This window comes from Gemmatimonadota bacterium (genome assembly GCA_040882465.1).
Taxonomy (GTDB): Bacteria; Gemmatimonadota; Gemmatimonadetes; order Longimicrobiales; family Gaopeijiaceae; genus JBBEBG01.
In genome coordinates, this window is record JBBEBG010000009.1 from 21475 (window position 1) to 36385 (window position 14911).

The following is a 14911-nucleotide window of genomic DNA, read 5'->3' on the forward strand; positions in this document are numbered from 1 at the left end:
CCGAACAGGGGCAGAGACGCGGAAGCACCGGACCCGAGCCGGGGTTGCGGGGTCTCTCTCGAGGCCGAAACAGTCCCCTGCCTCTGAAACGATCCAAGATCCACGCATGAGCCAATCCTCGCCGTTCGGGACGGTCTATCTGGTCGGGGCCGGTCCCGGCGACCCCGAGCTCCTGACGGTGCGGGGCGCAAAGCTCCTCGCCCGGGCCGGAGTCGTCGTCCACGATGCCCTGGTGAATCCGAAACTCCTGGAGCTGGCTCCCCCGGCAGCCCCTCGCCACGACGTGGGGCGCCGCGCCGGCGAGCGGCTCCTCCCCCTCGAAGAGGTGAGTGCCTTACTCGTTCGTTTGGCGCGCGAACACCAGGTCATCGTTCGCCTCAAAGGGGGGGACCCGTTCGTCTTTGGACGAGGCGGCGAAGAGGCGCTTGCGTTGCGGGACGCGGGCATTCCATTCGAGATCGTCCCCGGTGTAACCTCGGGGATCGCGGCGCTGGCATACGCGGGGATCCCCCTCACCCATCGCGGCCTCGCGTCGTCGGCCACCTTCGTAACCGGCCATCGAGTCTCGCCTGAAAACCTGCGGCAGACACGAGGCGACCCCTTCACACGCGGGGATGGAACCCTGGTCGTCTACATGGGGCTCGGGCGGCTCGAAGCGATCGCGGCGGAGCTGATCCGCGGTGGTCGTTCACCCGAAACGCCTGCGGCCGTCGTGGAGTGGGGAACCTATCCCCAGCAACGGACCGTGACCGGAACCCTCGAGTCCATCGCGGCCCTCACCCGCGCCGCCGAAGTATCGGGCCCTTCCCTCCTCGTCGTGGGAGACGTGGTCGCGCTCCGAGGGGACCTCGCGTGGCGTCCCGAGGAGGGGTAGCCCGCCGCCCTTCAGGCCCCGCGCACGGAGCTCAGGGGCTGAGCCCGAAGTGCGTGTAGTTCTTCGCGATGTAGGAAGTCCACTCCGCGGGCACGTCCGTGTCCGGAAAGATCGCCTGAACCGGGCACTCGGGTTCGCAGGCGCCGCAGTCGATGCATTCTTCCGGGTGGATGTAGAACTGATCGTCGGCTTCGTAGATGCAATCCACCGGGCACACGTCGACGCAGCTCGCGTCCTTCGTGTTGATGCACGGCTCGGCGATGATGTAGGTCATGGGCTTCGTTTGTCCTCGCGCTTCCGCTGTCCCCTGGTTGATTCCTGGGCGGGCCGCCCTTCGGCAGCGTCATAACCTCCCCGATTCCGGTGGAGAGAAGTTCTATTCTTCCGCCGGACGCCGCAACGGGCCCGAGAGGAAGATCGGTCGCACCCTCATCCCGATCCCCAGGCCCCAATAAACAAGCCCCGGCCTCCCGAGGGAGGCCGGGGCTCAGGGACGCCGAACCGCCCTTACTGGATCTTCGTGCCGAGTCCGCTCGCCACGAAGGCTCCCGCCATGGCGGAGACGTTCGCCCGGAGGTTTTCCCCCTCGCGCACGAGATTGATCAGGACATCGATCGCCTGTCCCTGACCGTCCGCCATGAAGTTGAGTACGAGCGCATCACCCGTTCTGGCGACGTTTTCCACGTTCTGGGTTCCCTGCTCGGATCCGAACTGGACCGCGACTTTTCCGGCCGCGTCCTGAATGTTCAGGGTGAGCGGGAGGGGTCCCATCTCACTCTCGAGCGTGAGAGTCCAGTTTCCCAGGAACTGCTGGGCCTGCGCCACGTCGAGTTGCGACGCCTGCGCCGACGCCCCGGAAGGGACGAGGCTCCCGGCCACCAGCAGGATCGCCGCGAGGGCACTGCCGGGCCTTCCGATCTTCGTATTCATTTTTCTTGACCTCGTTTCTCCTTCGGATCCCTGCGCCCCGACGTTCGCCGTAGCCGAGAGGACCCTCGTTGATCCCGCAGTCGCGAGAAAAGTGGCTAGTTCACCGCCTTGGCCGCCGTACCGTTCACCATAAAGGCGCCTCCCGCGAAGTTCATCGAAGCCTGGAGCTGCTCCCCGTCCGGCTTGAGGCTCATCGAAACCGGAAGCGACTGCCCCTGGGCTTCCATCGTGTAGCTCAGAACGAGGCTGTCTTCCGACCGGGTGATCGTCGTGATCTCCACGTTCCCCATCTCCGAAACGACCTGCGCCGCCACCTTCCCCTCCGCATCGCGGATGTTCAGCCCCACCTGGAAGGGGCCCATCTCCGACTGGAACGCAAGGGTCCAATTCCCTAGGAAGGCCTGGGCCTGCGACGTATCGAGTTGCGACTGAGCCGAAGCCGGCGACGGCGCCGCGAGGATCGCGACGGCCGTGAGGATCGAGAGGAGCTTGAGGGACGTCCGAATCGCATTTTTCATGAAGTCATCCTCCCGCGGCGGCGCGCGTCGCGGTTCCGTTCAGGGTGAATTGGCCATCCGCGAAGCTCATGACTGCGCCCAGATTCTCACCCGCCGGCGTGAGCGTAATGGATACGGGCGCGGACTGTCCGCCGAAGTCGATCGCATACGCGAGCACGAGGCTGTCTCCGGACTTCGAGACGGTCTGGATCGCTTGAGGCCCCATCGGCGCTTCCGCCTCGAGCCGGGCCGCGACATTTCCTTCGCGATCCTCCACGTGGATCGTCATGCTCAACGCTCCCTGCGGAGTCTCGAGCGGGAGCGTCCACTGGCCCATGAACGCCTGAGCGTCCGCTACCGCAACCTGAGCCGAACCCGCTACGGGCCCGGCCAGGAGAGCCGCTGCCGCGGCGGCGACCCCCGCAATCTGCTTGAACGTCTTCATCGCACTCCTCACACGGTTGATGGAACTTCCCGGCCCGAACAAACAACTACCGATACACAACGATCCCTACCCTACGCAGGCTCCAAGGGTAGTGTTTCAGCGGACCGCCGCAACAACCCGACCTTCGGTTCGAATACCCCCGACGGCGACGAAGGGGCCACCCTCTCGGAGAACGACGACATGCCCAACCCACGCACCCGCGCTTTCACCGCTTTCTGCGCCACCGCGATCTTCGCCGCGTCCGCAGCCCCGGTCCTCGGCCAGGTGGCCGAGTTCACCGTGACCAGCCCGGCTTTTGCGGACACTCAGCCGATTCCCCTCCGGAACTCGCCGTATGGCGAAAATGTGTCCCCTGCGATTTCCTGGAGCGGCGCCCCCGCCGGCACGCAGTCCTTCGTCCTCACCGTCGTGGACACTTCCGTCCCGATGCCCGGCGGTTTCGTGCACTGGCTGGTCTACAACATCCCCGGAACGGCGACGGGACTTCCCGAGGGTCTCCCCGCCGACGTCACGGTGACCGCGCCCGCGGAGATCGCGGGTACGACGCAGGGGCTCCGTGGGATGAACCAGGCCGGTTATTTCGGCCCGCGTCCGCCGGCCGGGCCCGCGCACGACTACGTCTTCACCGTTTATGCCCTGGACGCCGACCTGGACCTCCCCGTGGGACAGAACCGGAACCAGGTGTTGGAGGCGATCGAAGGCCACGTCATCGGCCAAGGAAGCATCACGGGCACCTACCAGGGCAGCTAACGAGAGAGGAGCGGACCGGACAACCGGGCCTGCCCCGACTTCGACGCTCCGGATCGCCGGGGCGTTAGGATGGTTCCGCACGGGTGTCGCTCTAAGAGCAACTGGCGCCGGTCCGCTCTCCCCGAATCCATTCCGCGAGCATCCGCCACTCGGGGTCCTCCTGCGACGTCCAGCGGCGGCCGCCGTTGTGCATGTAGCTCCCGCCCCCTTCCGGATGCAGGGGATGCATGAGGAAGCGGCTCCCGAGCGGATCCCCCGGCGCGATGAATCGTTGGAGGACGGTGAAGTTCTGGCGCGACTCCTCTTCGGTCCAGTCGTTTCGCCCCTCGGGAATGGGTCGAGCGAACCCCCGGACGCCACTTCCGTGACAACTCGTGCAGGGAAGCGCACCCTCGATCGGATTCACGAAGATCGGCTGGACACAACTCCGGAAGAATTCGAAGTCGAGTGAGACGGGTGGCGGGGGCTCCGCGCCTTCGGGACGCTCATCTCCGGACCGGACCCAATCCGCGATGGCCTGCCACTCCGGATCCTCCCGCGATGCCCAAAAAGTCCCTCCGGTGTGGAACTCTGCTCCTCCGGCATCTTCGTCGAGCGGCTTGTTGAGGAGCCGGCTTTGCTCGGGGAACCCCGGGACCACGAGCCGCGCGGCGGCGAGGAAGTTCATTCGGGACTGCTCCTCGGTCCAGAACACCCTCCCGTTCGCGTCCTCTTCGAGGGGCTGTAGACGAAAGGGCGTCCCGGTCTGCCAGGTGTGGCAGGTCACGCAGGCCCCACCCACACCCCACACCCCGCCCCGTTCGTTGATGAAGATCGGCTCGACGCGCTCCCGGTAGAGCGCGAAGTCGAGGGGCGCGGCCCCCGGGGCCGGCTCCCTTCCGCCCTGGTTCGCGCCTGAATTCAAGAGACCCGGTCCACCGGCGAGCCCGTAAAGCGAGAGGAGCCCGGCGATCCCCGGAATCATGAGGACCGCGCCCGCCTGCCGCCCCCCCCCGATCACTCGCCTGATCATCGTCCGCCCTCCGCCACCTCTAGGGCCTGGACCCGTTTCGGCACCTGGCCGACCGGGATCTCGGCCGCGACCGTGCGAGTCCGTAGATCCACGGCCACCGTCTCATTCTCCCCGGCCACGCTCACGAACAGGGTGCGGGAATCCGGGGTCACGGTAAGCCAATCGGGGCTCCCCGTCTCCACCCCACCGAGAAACTCGAGATCCGGAAGCGACCAGCCGTATACGTGCCCGGTCGCCCGGCTCGCCGCCCAGAGGCTCGTCATGTCCGGAGTCACCGCGGCTCCGTGCACCGGGGCCCCCTGGATTCCATCACTCGTTCGTTGAGAGAGGGGAGGCGGAGGAATTTCGATGGTCTGCACAAGAGCCCGCGTCTCCCAATCCACCACGTAGAACCCGTGGAAGCCCGATACCTGAACGAAGATCCGCTTGCTCGTGCCGTCGGGGTTGGCCTCGATGGTCATCGGGCGAACGCCACCGTCATCGAGACTTCCCAGCCCCCGCAGAGCGGGGAAGGCGATGGACCAGAGGATCTGGTCCGTTTCGGTGTCGATGACCGACATCGTGCGGGAGCCGATCATCCCCGCGACTACGTGTCGCTGGTCCGGTGTCACGAAGATGTTATGCACTCCACCCGCGGTCGGAATCTGCCCCACGATCTCCTCGGTCCGGAGGTCGAGGACCTGGATGAAGGGGCGGTCGATCAGGGCGATGTACGCCTTCATGGCCCGCGCGCTGAGCGCCGGGTTATGGGGCGTTCCTTCCAGCGGGATCCGCTTGACCTGCTGGAGCGTCCGGGAGTCCACGACTTCCACCGAACGATGGCCCTCGCTCGTGAAGTAGTACCGCGTCCCGTCGGGGTGGGCCATAACGCCGTGGGGCTTTCCGAGACCGCCGATCACTCCCACGACGCGATGGGTAACCGGGTCGATGATGTGGGCGTCGTCTCCAGCCGAGTTGGTCTGGATGACCCGGACCTCCCGGCCGTTTTGTGCGGAGATGGGCGTGGCGAGAAGCCCCGAAGCGAACACGAGTCCGGCGACCGTGACGGCCGGCCCAAAGAACCGGGGGAACAGGGTGAGGGGCCGCATGGGAACGCTCCGAAGTGGGAAACCGAACGGTGCGATCGGGGCCAATGTACGCGGGGGCCGGAGCAGCCGCCACAAGATCCCCGAGGGTTTCAACAGTGCCTGAAGGGGCGGCGTCGCGCAGGGGTCCGGGTAGCGTTTCGCGAATGAGGGCTTCCGGGATCCGGAAGGCGCCCGCGAAAACCCCCAGCGAAACATGCAGCGAACTTTCGTCAGTCTATTTTGTCTTGACAGTGCTTCTGGTCGGAGGCATCTTTGCGACCAGCCGGGACCCGGTTCCCCACCTCAGCGGACCCCTAAACCACATGTCCGACAACGAGATGCCCGTGGAGAAGGCGCTGAGCGACCTCGGCTTCGTTCGGGACGCCGACGCGGCGCGCTCGCTCCTCGATCCCCTCCGCCGCACGATCCTCGCGCGACTCGAGGAACCCGGGTCCTCCTCCACGGTGGCGAACGCGCTGGATCTTCCCCGCCAGCGGGTCAACTATCATGTGCGCGAGCTGGAAGGAGGCGGGCTCCTCCGACACGTCGAGGACCGTCGGCGGGGGAACTGTTTGGAGCGGGTGGTTCAGGCCACGGCCCGGCGATATGTCGTGGACCCGGGCGTCCTCGGCACGCTCGCCCCCTTCGAGGGGTGGCGGGGCGGGAGGGCGGACTCTTACTCGAGCGTGGCGCTCCTCAGGTCGGCCGCCCTGACCCTGGCGAAAGTCGGAACCCTACACGAAGAGGCCGCAACGACGGGGAAACGCCTTCCCGCCCTTTGCCTCGAGGCGCGCATCCGGTTCCGCACGGCTCGTGACGAGGTCGAATTCGCCGAAACGGTGGAGCGGGTGTTCCGTCGGCTCGTCTCGCGATATCACGAGCCCGAGGCCGAAGGCGGCCGCACCTTTCGCGTGACCCTCCACGGACACCCCGACCCCGAGGGATCCGCCGAGTCCTCGCCCGACGCGCCGAAGTCCGGGTCCGCGGAGATTGCCCGATGACCCCCAACGGCACGGCCCTGGGATTCATCGGGCTCGGGATCATGGGCCAGGGAATGGCGAAGAACCTCCTCGCCGCCGGATTTCCCGTCACGGTCTGGAACCGAACTCCCGAACGGCTGGCCCTCCTCGTCGACGCCGGCGCGAAGAGTGCGAAGGATCCGGCCGCGGTGGCACGGGCATCCGAGATCGTTTTCACATGCGTCAGCGACACTCCCGACGTCGAAGAGGTGCTCCTCCGGAGAGGCGGCGTCTTGGAGGGCGCCCGTCGGGGCGCGCTCGTCGTGGACATGAGCACGATCAGCCCCCGGGCGACGCGGGAGCTCGCCTCCCGCCTCGGTGAAGCGGGGATCCACATGCTCGACGCCCCGGTCAGCGGGGGAAGCGAGGGAGCGGCGCGCGGGACGCTCAGCATCATGGTGGGAGGGGAGGCGGAACAGCTCGAGCGCGCCCTTCCGGCGCTCCGGGCGATGGGGAAGACGATCACCCATGTGGGTGGCACGGGCGCCGGTCAGACGGTGAAGCTCGTAAATCAGATCGTGGTGGTCGTGAACATGCTCGCCGCCGCCGAAGGGCTTCTCTTCGCGCAGGCCGCCGGCGTGGACCTCGGGAAGGCCCTCGAAGCGATCACGGGTGGCGCCGCGGGAAGCTGGATGCTCGCGAACCGGGGACCCCAGGTCGTATCGCGCGATTGGCGCCCGGGCTTCACGATCGACCTCCAGCAGAAGGACCTGCGCCTCGCGCTCGAGGCCGCGGACGAGATGGGTGTGCCGCTCCTCGCGACGGCCGAGGTCTTCCAGCTTTACCGGACGCTCCAGCGGGCGGGGTTGGGAAACGAGGGAAACCACGCCCTCGTGAAGGCGCTGGAGAGACTCGCGGGATTCGAGATCCGAGGGTGACCACCAGGCGGCCACCTCCGGCGGGAAGCTTGCCGCCTCAACGCTCCCCGAGGACGACCCGCATCCTGATCTCTTCCCCCTCGCGGAGATACGTCACCTCGACCTCGGTTCCGGGCGCGAGGGCGCGGAGCGCATCGGTCAGGGCATAAAGATCCGAGATCTCGTATTCACCCAACCGGACGAGAATGTCCCCCGCCCGCATTCCCGCCCTCTCCGCGGGAGACTCCCCGGACACACCGCTGAGCTTGACCCCGTATTCCACGGGCGCGAAGTCCGGGACGGTCCCCAGGTAAGCTCCATAACCTCCCGGGACATCCCCGGGCGGCGAACCCGCTCCCGCGACGTGAGTGATGGAGGCGGGGCGGTTCGCGACCGCCAGAACGAGGCCCTGGAGGAAGGTCACGACGCGCTCCAATCCCACCCTGTCCACCAGCTCCCAGTCGTCGCTCGGGCGATGGTATTCGCCGTGTACATTCGTGAAGAGGTGGAGGGCTGGGATGTCCCTGGCATAAAAGGAGGTCTGATCGCTCGGCCCGAATCCGTCGGGCGAGCGGGCGAGCGGAATCCCCGCGGCCGCCTCGAGCGAGTCGAGGATCGCGCCCCACTCCACCGCCGTTCCGGTCCCATTCACGATCAGGGGACCCTCTCCGAGCCGTCCCACCATGTCGAGGTTGACCATCGCGATTGTCCGGTCGAGCGGAATCGGGGGCGCCTGGACGAACTGCGACGACCCGAGAAGCCCGAACTCCTCCCCACTGAAGGTCACGAAGACGACGGACCGCGCCGGCGGCGTGCCGGCGGCCAGCCTTTCGGCGAGCGCGAGAACGGCGCCGACGCCGGAAGCGTTGTCGTCGGCGCCGTTATGGATCGCCGGAGGCTCGCTCGGATCCGCCAGCGATCCGAAGAACTCCCCCGTCCCCAGGTGGTCGTGGTGAGCCCCGACAACCACCGCCTCCGACCGGAGCACCGGATCGGAGCCCGGGAGAACGCCGATCACATTCATCCCCTTCCCGACCGGCGCGTGCGGATTGATCACGCTCTGAAGGGGGACCGCCTGGAGGAACCCGCCCCCGGTTCCCCCCGGAGCCAGCCCGATCCTCGCGAATTCGCGCGCGACATACTCGGCGGTGCAGCGTTCTTCGACGGTGCCGGAAAGCCGGCCTGCCAGAAGGTCGTCGGAGAGATAACGCACGGCGGCGAACGGGTGCACGAGGTCTCCGACGATCCCCTCCGGAGCCGGGCAGGTGATCCTCTGTTGGGCCATGGCCGCGGCGGGCGAACCAAGCCCCGTTGCGACGCTCCCTACGACGAGAGCCCGGAAGACGCGGCCCTTCGCGGTCATGGTGCGTTCGTCGCCGCGGGGAGGGCCTCACTCCATTCCGCGAGGAAGACGTTGATCTCCCCGGGGCCCGCCGCCCCCCTGTCCGAGGAGAAGGCGATGTGCCGGCCGTCCGGAGAGAACATCGGGAAGGAGTTGAATCCCGTTCCTCCGGTGACCCTTTCCAGCCCCGTTCCGTCCACATTCACGAGGTAGATGGCGAAGGAGCGCCCGGAGGGATCGCCGATGTTCGAGCTGAAGACGACCCTGGTCCCGTCGGGATGGAAATACGGAGCGAAGTTCGCCGCCCCGTTGTCGGTGATCTGACGCACGTTCCCGCCGCTTGCGTCCATGATGAAGAGCTCGAGGCTCGCGCCCCGGACGAGCCCCTCGGCCAGGAGGCCTTCGTAGTCGGCGCGCTCCTCGTCGGTTTGCGGGTGGTGAGCGCGATAAACGATGCGCTGGCCGTCGTGTGAGAAAAACGCACCCCCCTCGTACCCGAGGCTCGAGGTGAGTTGGCGTGGATTGGACCCGTCCGCGCCCATGGCCCAAAGGTCGAGATCGCCGCTCCGCATCGAGGTGAAGATGATCGTCCTTCCGTCGGGGGAGATCGTGGCCTCCGCATCGTATCCGGGCGTGCTCGTGAGCGAACGGACCTCACCGGTCACGAGGTCCCGGGTGAAGATGTCGTACTCGAACAGGCCCCAGACATAGCCCCTGGACCGGTCGGGAGCCGGGGGGCACATCGCGCCGGCGGGGTGCGTGGAACTGAACAGGACGAGGTCTCCCCCGGGGAAGAAATAACCACAGGTGGTGCGCCCTTCCCCGGTCGAGATTTGCTGAAGGTTCGATCCATCGAGCCGCATCGTGAAGATCTGGTCGCACTCGCTCACCCCGGGCCAGGTGGACTGGAAGATCAGCCGGTCGCCTTCGGCGGAGAAATAGGCCTCCGCGTTGGTCCCGCCGTGCGTGAGCTGCTGGAGAGATGCGAATCGCGCCTCTTCGGGAAGGGGCTCCACCAGGACCGCGCGCGTCCAATCCCCGGCCGGCGTCGGCCCCATCCATTCGACCGCAAGGGTTTCCCCCTCGGCCCTCGCGCCCTCCGTCGCGTCCTCGGATGGCGGTTGGCATCCCGCCAAGAGCGCCAGAGCGGCGACGAGGGCCAACGCCGGGAACTGAACCTTCATCGCTCGAGGGGTTCGAGGCTCCGCGCGAGTCATGGGTGGTCTCCATCCGGATCGGGTGAAGTGGTGAAGTCAGGGTGGTTCCAGGATCCTCAGATAGGCCCGGATTGCAATTGGGTTCCACGGCCGGGCACCGCGTGCCACGAACTTCCGCGTTCCCGGCCTCGCCGCCCATCATCCCAGCCTGCCGCCAAAGCTTGCCCGCCGGGGGGGAAGGCCCGCACTTTGAGCTACCGTTTTTCCGCCGCAGGATCCCCACGCAAGGAGACCCAACGATGCGTGCAATTCTATCCATTTCCGGCTCGGCGGCGCTCGCCGCGGCGCTCGCCTTTTCCCCGTCGCACATCGCCGCTCAAGCAAATCCGGTCCACACCCATATCGGGCACGTCCGGACGGCATTCGCTCAGACGCCCGGGGAGGAAGGACTGCTCCCCACCGCGCTCGCGGAAGCTCAGGTGGCGATCCAACACGCGGGCCTCGCGGCGTCTAGCCCGTCGAATCTGGACGCGATGAAGCTTCACACCACCCACGTCGTGAACGCGGTGGACCCGAGCCGCGTCGCTCAGGGTCCCGGGCGGGGCTTCGGGGTGAAACGCGCCGCCGAGGGGATCGTCCAGCACATCGGCTTCGCGGCGGGCGCCGAGGGCGCTTCCCAGAACGTGGCCACGCATTCGGCGCACATCACCGCCGCGGCCCAGACGGTGGTTGGTCGCGCCGACGAGATTCTGGCCCTCGCCGACCGGATCGCCGCCGCCGGCACCGCGGCGGAGGCGGCTGCGCTGGTGCAGGAGCTCCAGACCGCGGCGGGCCAGCTCGTGGCCGGGGAAGATGCGAACGGAGACGGGCGGATCACCTGGGAGGCCGGCGAAGGCGGTCTCCAGCACGTCGAGCAGCACGTCGGACTCCTGGCCACCGGCGAGGGGTTGGACTGATGGCCGGTTCACGACTCCGTCCGGCGCTTGCGGCCGCCTTTGCGGCCGTTGGCGCGCTCGCCCTGATGCCCACGGTCGGGCGGAGCCAGGTCATGCCGTCCGAAACGCATGCCTTCCGGGTGGTCACCGTCGCGGACGGCCTCCTGAATCCCTGGTCCATCGCCTTCCTCCCGGGAGGTGACATGCTCGTGACGGAAAAGGCCGGAGCGCTCCGGATCGTGCGAAACGGCGTCCTCCTTCCGGAGCCGGTGCCGGGGGTCCCGACCGTGCGCTCCAATGGACAGGGTGGGCTTCTGGATGTGGCCCCCCACCCGGATTTCGAATCGAACCGGCTGATCTACCTGAGTTTCTCGAAGCCGAACGCCGATGGGTCCGAGGGGACGACGGCGGTCGTACGGGGGCGCTTCGAAAACGACCGCCTGGCCGACGTGGAAGAGATCTTCGAAGCGAGAGCCTGGTCCACGCGTGGCGGGCATTACGGCTCCCGCCTCGTCTTCGACGACGATGGTTTCCTCTTCATCACCGTCGGTGACCGCCAGGCCCCATCCACGGGGAACCTGGAAGCACACCCCGCGCAGGACCTTTCCAGCCACCAGGGATCCATGATCCGCCTGCACGACGACGGACGGGTCCCGTCCGACAATCCGTTCGTGGGGCAAGCGGGAGCCCTTCCTGAGATCTGGAGCTACGGTCACCGGAGCCCCCAGGGGCTCGCGATTCATCCCCAAACGGGTGAGTTGTGGGAGACGGAGCACGGGCCGCAGGGCGGCGACGAGCTCAATCTCATCCGAAGGGGAGCGAATTTCGGGTGGCCCGTCATCGGGTACGGGGTCAACTACGGGTCGGGCTCGCCCATCCACGCCAGCGCGTCGCGCGAGGGAATGGAGATCCCCGTTCACTACTGGGTTCCCTCCATCGCCACGTCGGGGCTGATGATTTACGACGGAGACGCCTTCCCGGGGTGGAGGGGAAGCATGTTCGTGGGCGGGCTGGCTGGTGAGCAGTTGGCCCGCGTGAAGATGGAGGGCGCGCGCGCCGTAGGTGAAGAGACCCTTCTTGATGGTTACGGACGGATTCGCGATATCGTCCAGGGCCCGGATGGGTTCATCTACATCGCGGTGAATCGCGACGGGAACGCCCCCGCTCCGATCGTCCGACTGGAGCCCGCCGGCGAAGACTGAGCCCGGCGATCATTCCAACGGACGGGTGAGGTGGGCCGGCCCCGTCGCCCCGGGCGGCGGGGCTGGCCCTTTTTGGGTTCCCCGCCCGGAGAGGGGCGAATCGCCGCGGTGGCCGCGCCCGACCGGGCGCGGGAGTCGAACCGCTCGCGCACATAGGAGGAGGAAGGAATGGCCCTGCTCGTCATCGTGGTCGTGGCTGCCGTGGCCATTTTCGGGCTCGGCATCGGGATGTACAACCGGCTCGTGGCCCTGCGTGAACGCTTTCGCAATGCCTTCGCGCAGATCGACGTCCAGCTCAAGCGCCGCTACGACCTCATCCCGAACCTGGTCGAGACCGCGAAGGGGTACATGCGACACGAGCGCGAGACGCTCGAGGCCGTCATCCAGGCGCGGAACCAGGCTGTGAGCGCCGAAAGGGCCGCGGCGGCCAACCCGGGAAGCCCGTCCGCAATGGAAGGGCTCGTCGGAGCGGAGCAGCAACTCGGCGGCCTCCTCACGCGCTTCTTCGCCCTCGCGGAGGGTTATCCCGACCTGAAAGCCAGCACGAACATGCAGGGCCTTCAGGAAGAGCTCGCTTCGACCGAGAACCGCATCGCCTTCGCCCGGCAGGCGTACAACGATGCCGTGATGCGGTACAACCAAACGCGGGCCGCAGTCCCGACCAATCTCGTGGCAACCGCCTTCCGCTTCGAGCAGGCGGACTTCTTCGAGTTGGAGGTCGCGGGCGAGCGGGAAACGCCGCGAGTCTCCTTCGGCTGAGGACCGCTGTGGACTTCTTCGAGGCCCAGTCGAACGCCCTCCGGCTCTCGCGCCGGCTGATCGTCCTCTTCGCGCTCGCGGTCGCCGCCATGATCGCGGTCGTGTACCTGGTGGCCCTCATCACCTTCAATTTCTCGGGTGTAGGGATCGCGGGAGGCGGGACAGCCGCCTGGCTTCAGCCGGAGCTGCTCGGGGGAGTCGCGCTCGGGATGGGGGCGATCATCGGAGCGGGAAGCGTTTTCCGGACCGCGCAGCTGCGAAAGGGGGGCACCGCGGTCGCGGAGCTACTCGGTGGACGCGAAGTCCCCGCCGGCACGGGCGACCCGCTTGAGCGCCGCCTGCGCAACGTCGTCGAAGAGATGTCCATCGCGTCAGGAATACCCGTGCCCGCGGTATACGTCCTCGAACGCGAGTCCGGCATCAACGCCTTCGCGGCCGGAAACTCCATCCACGACGCCGCAGTCGCCGTGACCAGAGGATCTCTCGAGGCACTGAGCCGGGACGAGCTCCAGGGGGTGATCGCACACGAATTCAGCCACATCCTTAACGGGGACATGCGGCTGAACCTTCGGCTCATCGGCCTCCTCTTCGGGATCCTTCTCCTCACCGTCGTGGGGCGGGGAATTCTCCGCGGCTCGGGAGGCCGGCGCGGCGGCAAGGGGGGCGGGCAAGTCGCGCTCGTCGGGTTGGTCCTCGTCCTCCTCGGGTACCTCGGGGTCCTTTTCGGGCGCATGATCCAGGCAGCGGTTTCACGCCAGAGGGAATTTCTCGCCGACGCGTCGGCCGTGCAGTTCACACGAAATCCCGACGGGATCGCGGGCGCGCTCCGGAAGATCGGGGCCGGCCAGGGATCGCGAGTCCAGAACCACCATGCGGACGAGGTCGGTCACCTATTTTTCGCCAACGGCTTGCGGGGTGCACTGTCGCAGGTGATGTCCACGCACCCCCCGCTGGAGGAACGCATCCGTCGTCTCGATCCGCGGTGGGACGGGCGCCTGGATGTCGGGAAGGAGAAGGAGCCGACCGGAGCCCCGACGAGGAAGGGCAAAGTGGCCGTCGGCCCGGGATCAGGCCGGGGCGCGGGATCGTCCCAACTTCCCCTTCCACTCCCCTTTCCGATCCCGGGCTTGCCGGGGAGTGGAGGCTCCGGGATCGGAGTCCAAGCTTCCGGGCTCGTTGGGTCGGTGGGGACGCTGGCCCCTAGGCATCTGGCTTACGCCCAGGAATTCCTATCGCGGATTCCGACCGAGGTGCGCGAGGTAGCGCATGAGCCCGAGGGCGCTGTGGCGCTGGTGGTCGCGCTCCTCCTCTCGAGCTCGGGCGAAGTCCACGGACGCCAACTCGATCTCGTGCGCGCCGCGCTCGGGGAGAAGGTCGAGAGAACGGCGGTCGGGCTCGCCCCTCTGGTGGAACGAGTGGGGCCGGCCGGCCGGCTCCCCTTGCTCGACCTCGCCCTCCCCGCGCTCCGCGCACTTTCACCCGAGCGGGGAGCGGAATTCGAGTCGACCGTGTCCGCTCTGATCCGTGCGGATGGGCGCGTGCATCCATTCGAATTCGCGCTCTTCCACGTCGTACGGCGGAATCTCGAAGGGCCGCGAGGCGACAGGGGCCGGCCACCCAAGCGCCGGCTCGCGCCGATCTCCAGGCTCCGGGTCGAGGCGGAAACCGTTCTCTCGGCTCTGGCCCGAAGCGGTGCGCGCGATGAAGAAGAGATCCAACACGCCTTCGCTGCGGGCGCCACCCTGCTTTTCCCCGACACGATCGGAGTCGGAGAGGCTCAGCCGGCGGGAGCGGTCCAGCTCGATCGCGTGGACGAGGCGCTCGGGCGTCTCGCGGACCTTCGTCCCTCCGACCTCCGGAGACTTCTCGACGCGGCGGTCGCGACGATCCACGCCGACCGCCATTTCGCCGTTCCGGAGCTCGAAATGCTGCGTGCGGTCGCGGAGGCGCTGGATGCCCCCATGCCGCCAATCGTGGCAGTCGCGACGGCGTGATCGGGGTCACAGAGTCCGCTGCGGCCCGATTGGGAGGCCTCAGCGGGGCATTCCGCGAGGCGCGTCCGATG

Annotated in this window: 16 protein-coding genes; 8 read left to right on the plus strand and 8 right to left on the minus strand. The window is 67.5% G+C overall.

Features of this window, described 5'->3' with window-relative positions:
- Positions 1–106: 106 nt before the first annotated feature.
- Positions 107–874 carry a uroporphyrinogen-III C-methyltransferase gene (cobA, locus tag WEG36_03060; protein MEX1256578.1) on the plus strand — a complete coding sequence of 256 codons (768 nt, stop codon included), beginning with the start codon at positions 107–109 and terminating at the stop codon, positions 872–874.
- A gap of 31 nt (positions 875–905) precedes the next feature.
- On the opposite strand, the gene WEG36_03065 is transcribed toward cobA, so the two are convergent.
- From WEG36_03065 to WEG36_03080, 4 genes are all read right to left on the minus strand, one after another.
- Positions 906–1148, minus strand: a complete 243-nt coding sequence (locus WEG36_03065) for a ferredoxin family protein (GenBank protein MEX1256579.1) — start codon at positions 1146–1148, stop codon at positions 906–908.
- A 233-nt stretch (positions 1149–1381) separates the two neighbouring features.
- Positions 1382–1804, minus strand: coding sequence for a hypothetical protein (locus tag WEG36_03070; GenBank protein ID MEX1256580.1), 423 nt, complete (start codon positions 1802–1804; stop codon positions 1382–1384).
- Positions 1805–1899: 95 nt separating this feature from the next.
- The gene (locus WEG36_03075) at positions 1900–2322 is read right to left on the minus strand and encodes a hypothetical protein (protein ID MEX1256581.1); all 423 of its coding nucleotides are present in this window, start codon (positions 2320–2322) and stop codon (positions 1900–1902) included.
- Positions 2323–2326: 4 nt separating this feature from the next.
- Positions 2327–2746, minus strand: a complete 420-nt coding sequence (locus tag WEG36_03080) for a hypothetical protein (protein ID MEX1256582.1) — start codon at positions 2744–2746, stop codon at positions 2327–2329.
- Positions 2747–2926: 180 nt separating this feature from the next.
- On the opposite strand from WEG36_03080, the gene WEG36_03085 reads away from it, so the two are divergent.
- The gene (locus tag WEG36_03085) at positions 2927–3496 is read left to right on the plus strand and encodes a YbhB/YbcL family Raf kinase inhibitor-like protein (protein ID MEX1256583.1); all 570 of its coding nucleotides are present in this window, start codon (positions 2927–2929) and stop codon (positions 3494–3496) included.
- A 91-nt stretch (positions 3497–3587) separates the two neighbouring features.
- On the opposite strand, the gene WEG36_03090 is transcribed toward WEG36_03085, so the two are convergent.
- Both WEG36_03090 and WEG36_03095 read right to left on the minus strand, forming a co-directional pair.
- On the minus strand, positions 3588–4508 hold the full coding sequence (locus tag WEG36_03090) for a hypothetical protein (protein ID MEX1256584.1): 921 nt from the start codon (positions 4506–4508) through the stop codon (positions 3588–3590).
- Entirely contained in the window at positions 4505–5596 is a 1092-nt protein-coding gene (locus WEG36_03095; protein ID MEX1256585.1) for a hypothetical protein, read from the minus strand. Before WEG36_03095 ends, WEG36_03090 begins: the two co-directional genes overlap by 4 nt.
- Before the next feature lie 302 nt (positions 5597–5898).
- Between WEG36_03095 and WEG36_03100 the strand changes: the two genes are divergently transcribed.
- The gene (locus tag WEG36_03100) at positions 5899–6576 is read left to right on the plus strand and encodes a helix-turn-helix domain-containing protein (GenBank protein ID MEX1256586.1); all 678 of its coding nucleotides are present in this window, start codon (positions 5899–5901) and stop codon (positions 6574–6576) included.
- Positions 6573–7472: an NAD(P)-dependent oxidoreductase gene (locus WEG36_03105; GenBank protein ID MEX1256587.1), complete on the plus strand. Its 900-nt coding sequence runs from the start codon at positions 6573–6575 to the stop codon at positions 7470–7472. Before WEG36_03100 ends, WEG36_03105 begins: the two co-directional genes overlap by 4 nt.
- Before the next feature lie 37 nt (positions 7473–7509).
- On the opposite strand, the gene WEG36_03110 is transcribed toward WEG36_03105, so the two are convergent.
- Both WEG36_03110 and WEG36_03115 read right to left on the minus strand, forming a co-directional pair.
- Complete coding sequence (locus WEG36_03110; GenBank protein ID MEX1256588.1) at positions 7510–8814, minus strand: M28 family peptidase; 1305 nt, start codon at positions 8812–8814, stop codon at positions 7510–7512.
- Positions 8811–9977 carry a hypothetical protein gene (locus WEG36_03115; GenBank protein MEX1256589.1) on the minus strand — a complete coding sequence of 389 codons (1167 nt, stop codon included), beginning with the start codon at positions 9975–9977 and terminating at the stop codon, positions 8811–8813. The genes WEG36_03110 and WEG36_03115 overlap by 4 nt, the downstream gene beginning before the upstream one ends.
- Before the next feature lie 272 nt (positions 9978–10249).
- Here WEG36_03115 and WEG36_03120 point away from each other — a divergent pair, with 272 nt between their 5' ends.
- From WEG36_03120 to WEG36_03135, 4 genes are all read left to right on the plus strand, one after another.
- Positions 10250–10906 carry a hypothetical protein gene (locus tag WEG36_03120; protein ID MEX1256590.1) on the plus strand — a complete coding sequence of 219 codons (657 nt, stop codon included), beginning with the start codon at positions 10250–10252 and terminating at the stop codon, positions 10904–10906.
- Entirely contained in the window at positions 10906–12087 is a 1182-nt protein-coding gene (locus tag WEG36_03125; protein MEX1256591.1) for a PQQ-dependent sugar dehydrogenase, read from the plus strand. The genes WEG36_03120 and WEG36_03125 overlap by 1 nt, the downstream gene beginning before the upstream one ends.
- Positions 12088–12255: 168 nt before the next feature.
- Positions 12256–12846: a LemA family protein gene (locus tag WEG36_03130; GenBank protein MEX1256592.1), complete on the plus strand. Its 591-nt coding sequence runs from the start codon at positions 12256–12258 to the stop codon at positions 12844–12846.
- 8 nt (positions 12847–12854) lie between these two features.
- The gene (locus WEG36_03135) at positions 12855–14840 is read left to right on the plus strand and encodes a M48 family metalloprotease (protein MEX1256593.1); all 1986 of its coding nucleotides are present in this window, start codon (positions 12855–12857) and stop codon (positions 14838–14840) included.
- Positions 14841–14911 lie beyond the last annotated feature (71 nt).

Excerpts from the sequence above, each read along its gene's own strand:
- cobA (MEX1256578.1), top strand. The coding sequence starts at position 107 with ATGAGCCAATCCTCGCCGTTCGGGACGGTCTATCTGGTCGGGGCCGGT.
- WEG36_03065 (MEX1256579.1), bottom strand. The coding sequence starts at position 1,148 with ATGACCTACATCATCGCCGAGCCGTGCATCAACACGAAGGACGCGAGC.
- WEG36_03070 (MEX1256580.1), bottom strand. The coding sequence starts at position 1,804 with ATGAATACGAAGATCGGAAGGCCCGGCAGTGCCCTCGCGGCGATCCTG.
- WEG36_03075 (MEX1256581.1), bottom strand. The coding sequence starts at position 2,322 with ATGAAAAATGCGATTCGGACGTCCCTCAAGCTCCTCTCGATCCTCACG.
- WEG36_03080 (MEX1256582.1), bottom strand. The coding sequence starts at position 2,746 with ATGAAGACGTTCAAGCAGATTGCGGGGGTCGCCGCCGCGGCAGCGGCT.
- WEG36_03085 (MEX1256583.1), top strand. The coding sequence starts at position 2,927 with ATGCCCAACCCACGCACCCGCGCTTTCACCGCTTTCTGCGCCACCGCG.
- WEG36_03090 (MEX1256584.1), bottom strand. The coding sequence starts at position 4,508 with ATGATCAGGCGAGTGATCGGGGGGGGGCGGCAGGCGGGCGCGGTCCTC.
- WEG36_03095 (MEX1256585.1), bottom strand. The coding sequence starts at position 5,596 with ATGCGGCCCCTCACCCTGTTCCCCCGGTTCTTTGGGCCGGCCGTCACG.
- WEG36_03100 (MEX1256586.1), top strand. The coding sequence starts at position 5,899 with ATGTCCGACAACGAGATGCCCGTGGAGAAGGCGCTGAGCGACCTCGGC.
- WEG36_03105 (MEX1256587.1), top strand. The coding sequence starts at position 6,573 with ATGACCCCCAACGGCACGGCCCTGGGATTCATCGGGCTCGGGATCATG.
- WEG36_03110 (MEX1256588.1), bottom strand. The coding sequence starts at position 8,814 with ATGACCGCGAAGGGCCGCGTCTTCCGGGCTCTCGTCGTAGGGAGCGTC.
- WEG36_03115 (MEX1256589.1), bottom strand. The coding sequence starts at position 9,977 with ATGAAGGTTCAGTTCCCGGCGTTGGCCCTCGTCGCCGCTCTGGCGCTC.
- WEG36_03120 (MEX1256590.1), top strand. The coding sequence starts at position 10,250 with ATGCGTGCAATTCTATCCATTTCCGGCTCGGCGGCGCTCGCCGCGGCG.
- WEG36_03125 (MEX1256591.1), top strand. The coding sequence starts at position 10,906 with ATGGCCGGTTCACGACTCCGTCCGGCGCTTGCGGCCGCCTTTGCGGCC.
- WEG36_03130 (MEX1256592.1), top strand. The coding sequence starts at position 12,256 with ATGGCCCTGCTCGTCATCGTGGTCGTGGCTGCCGTGGCCATTTTCGGG.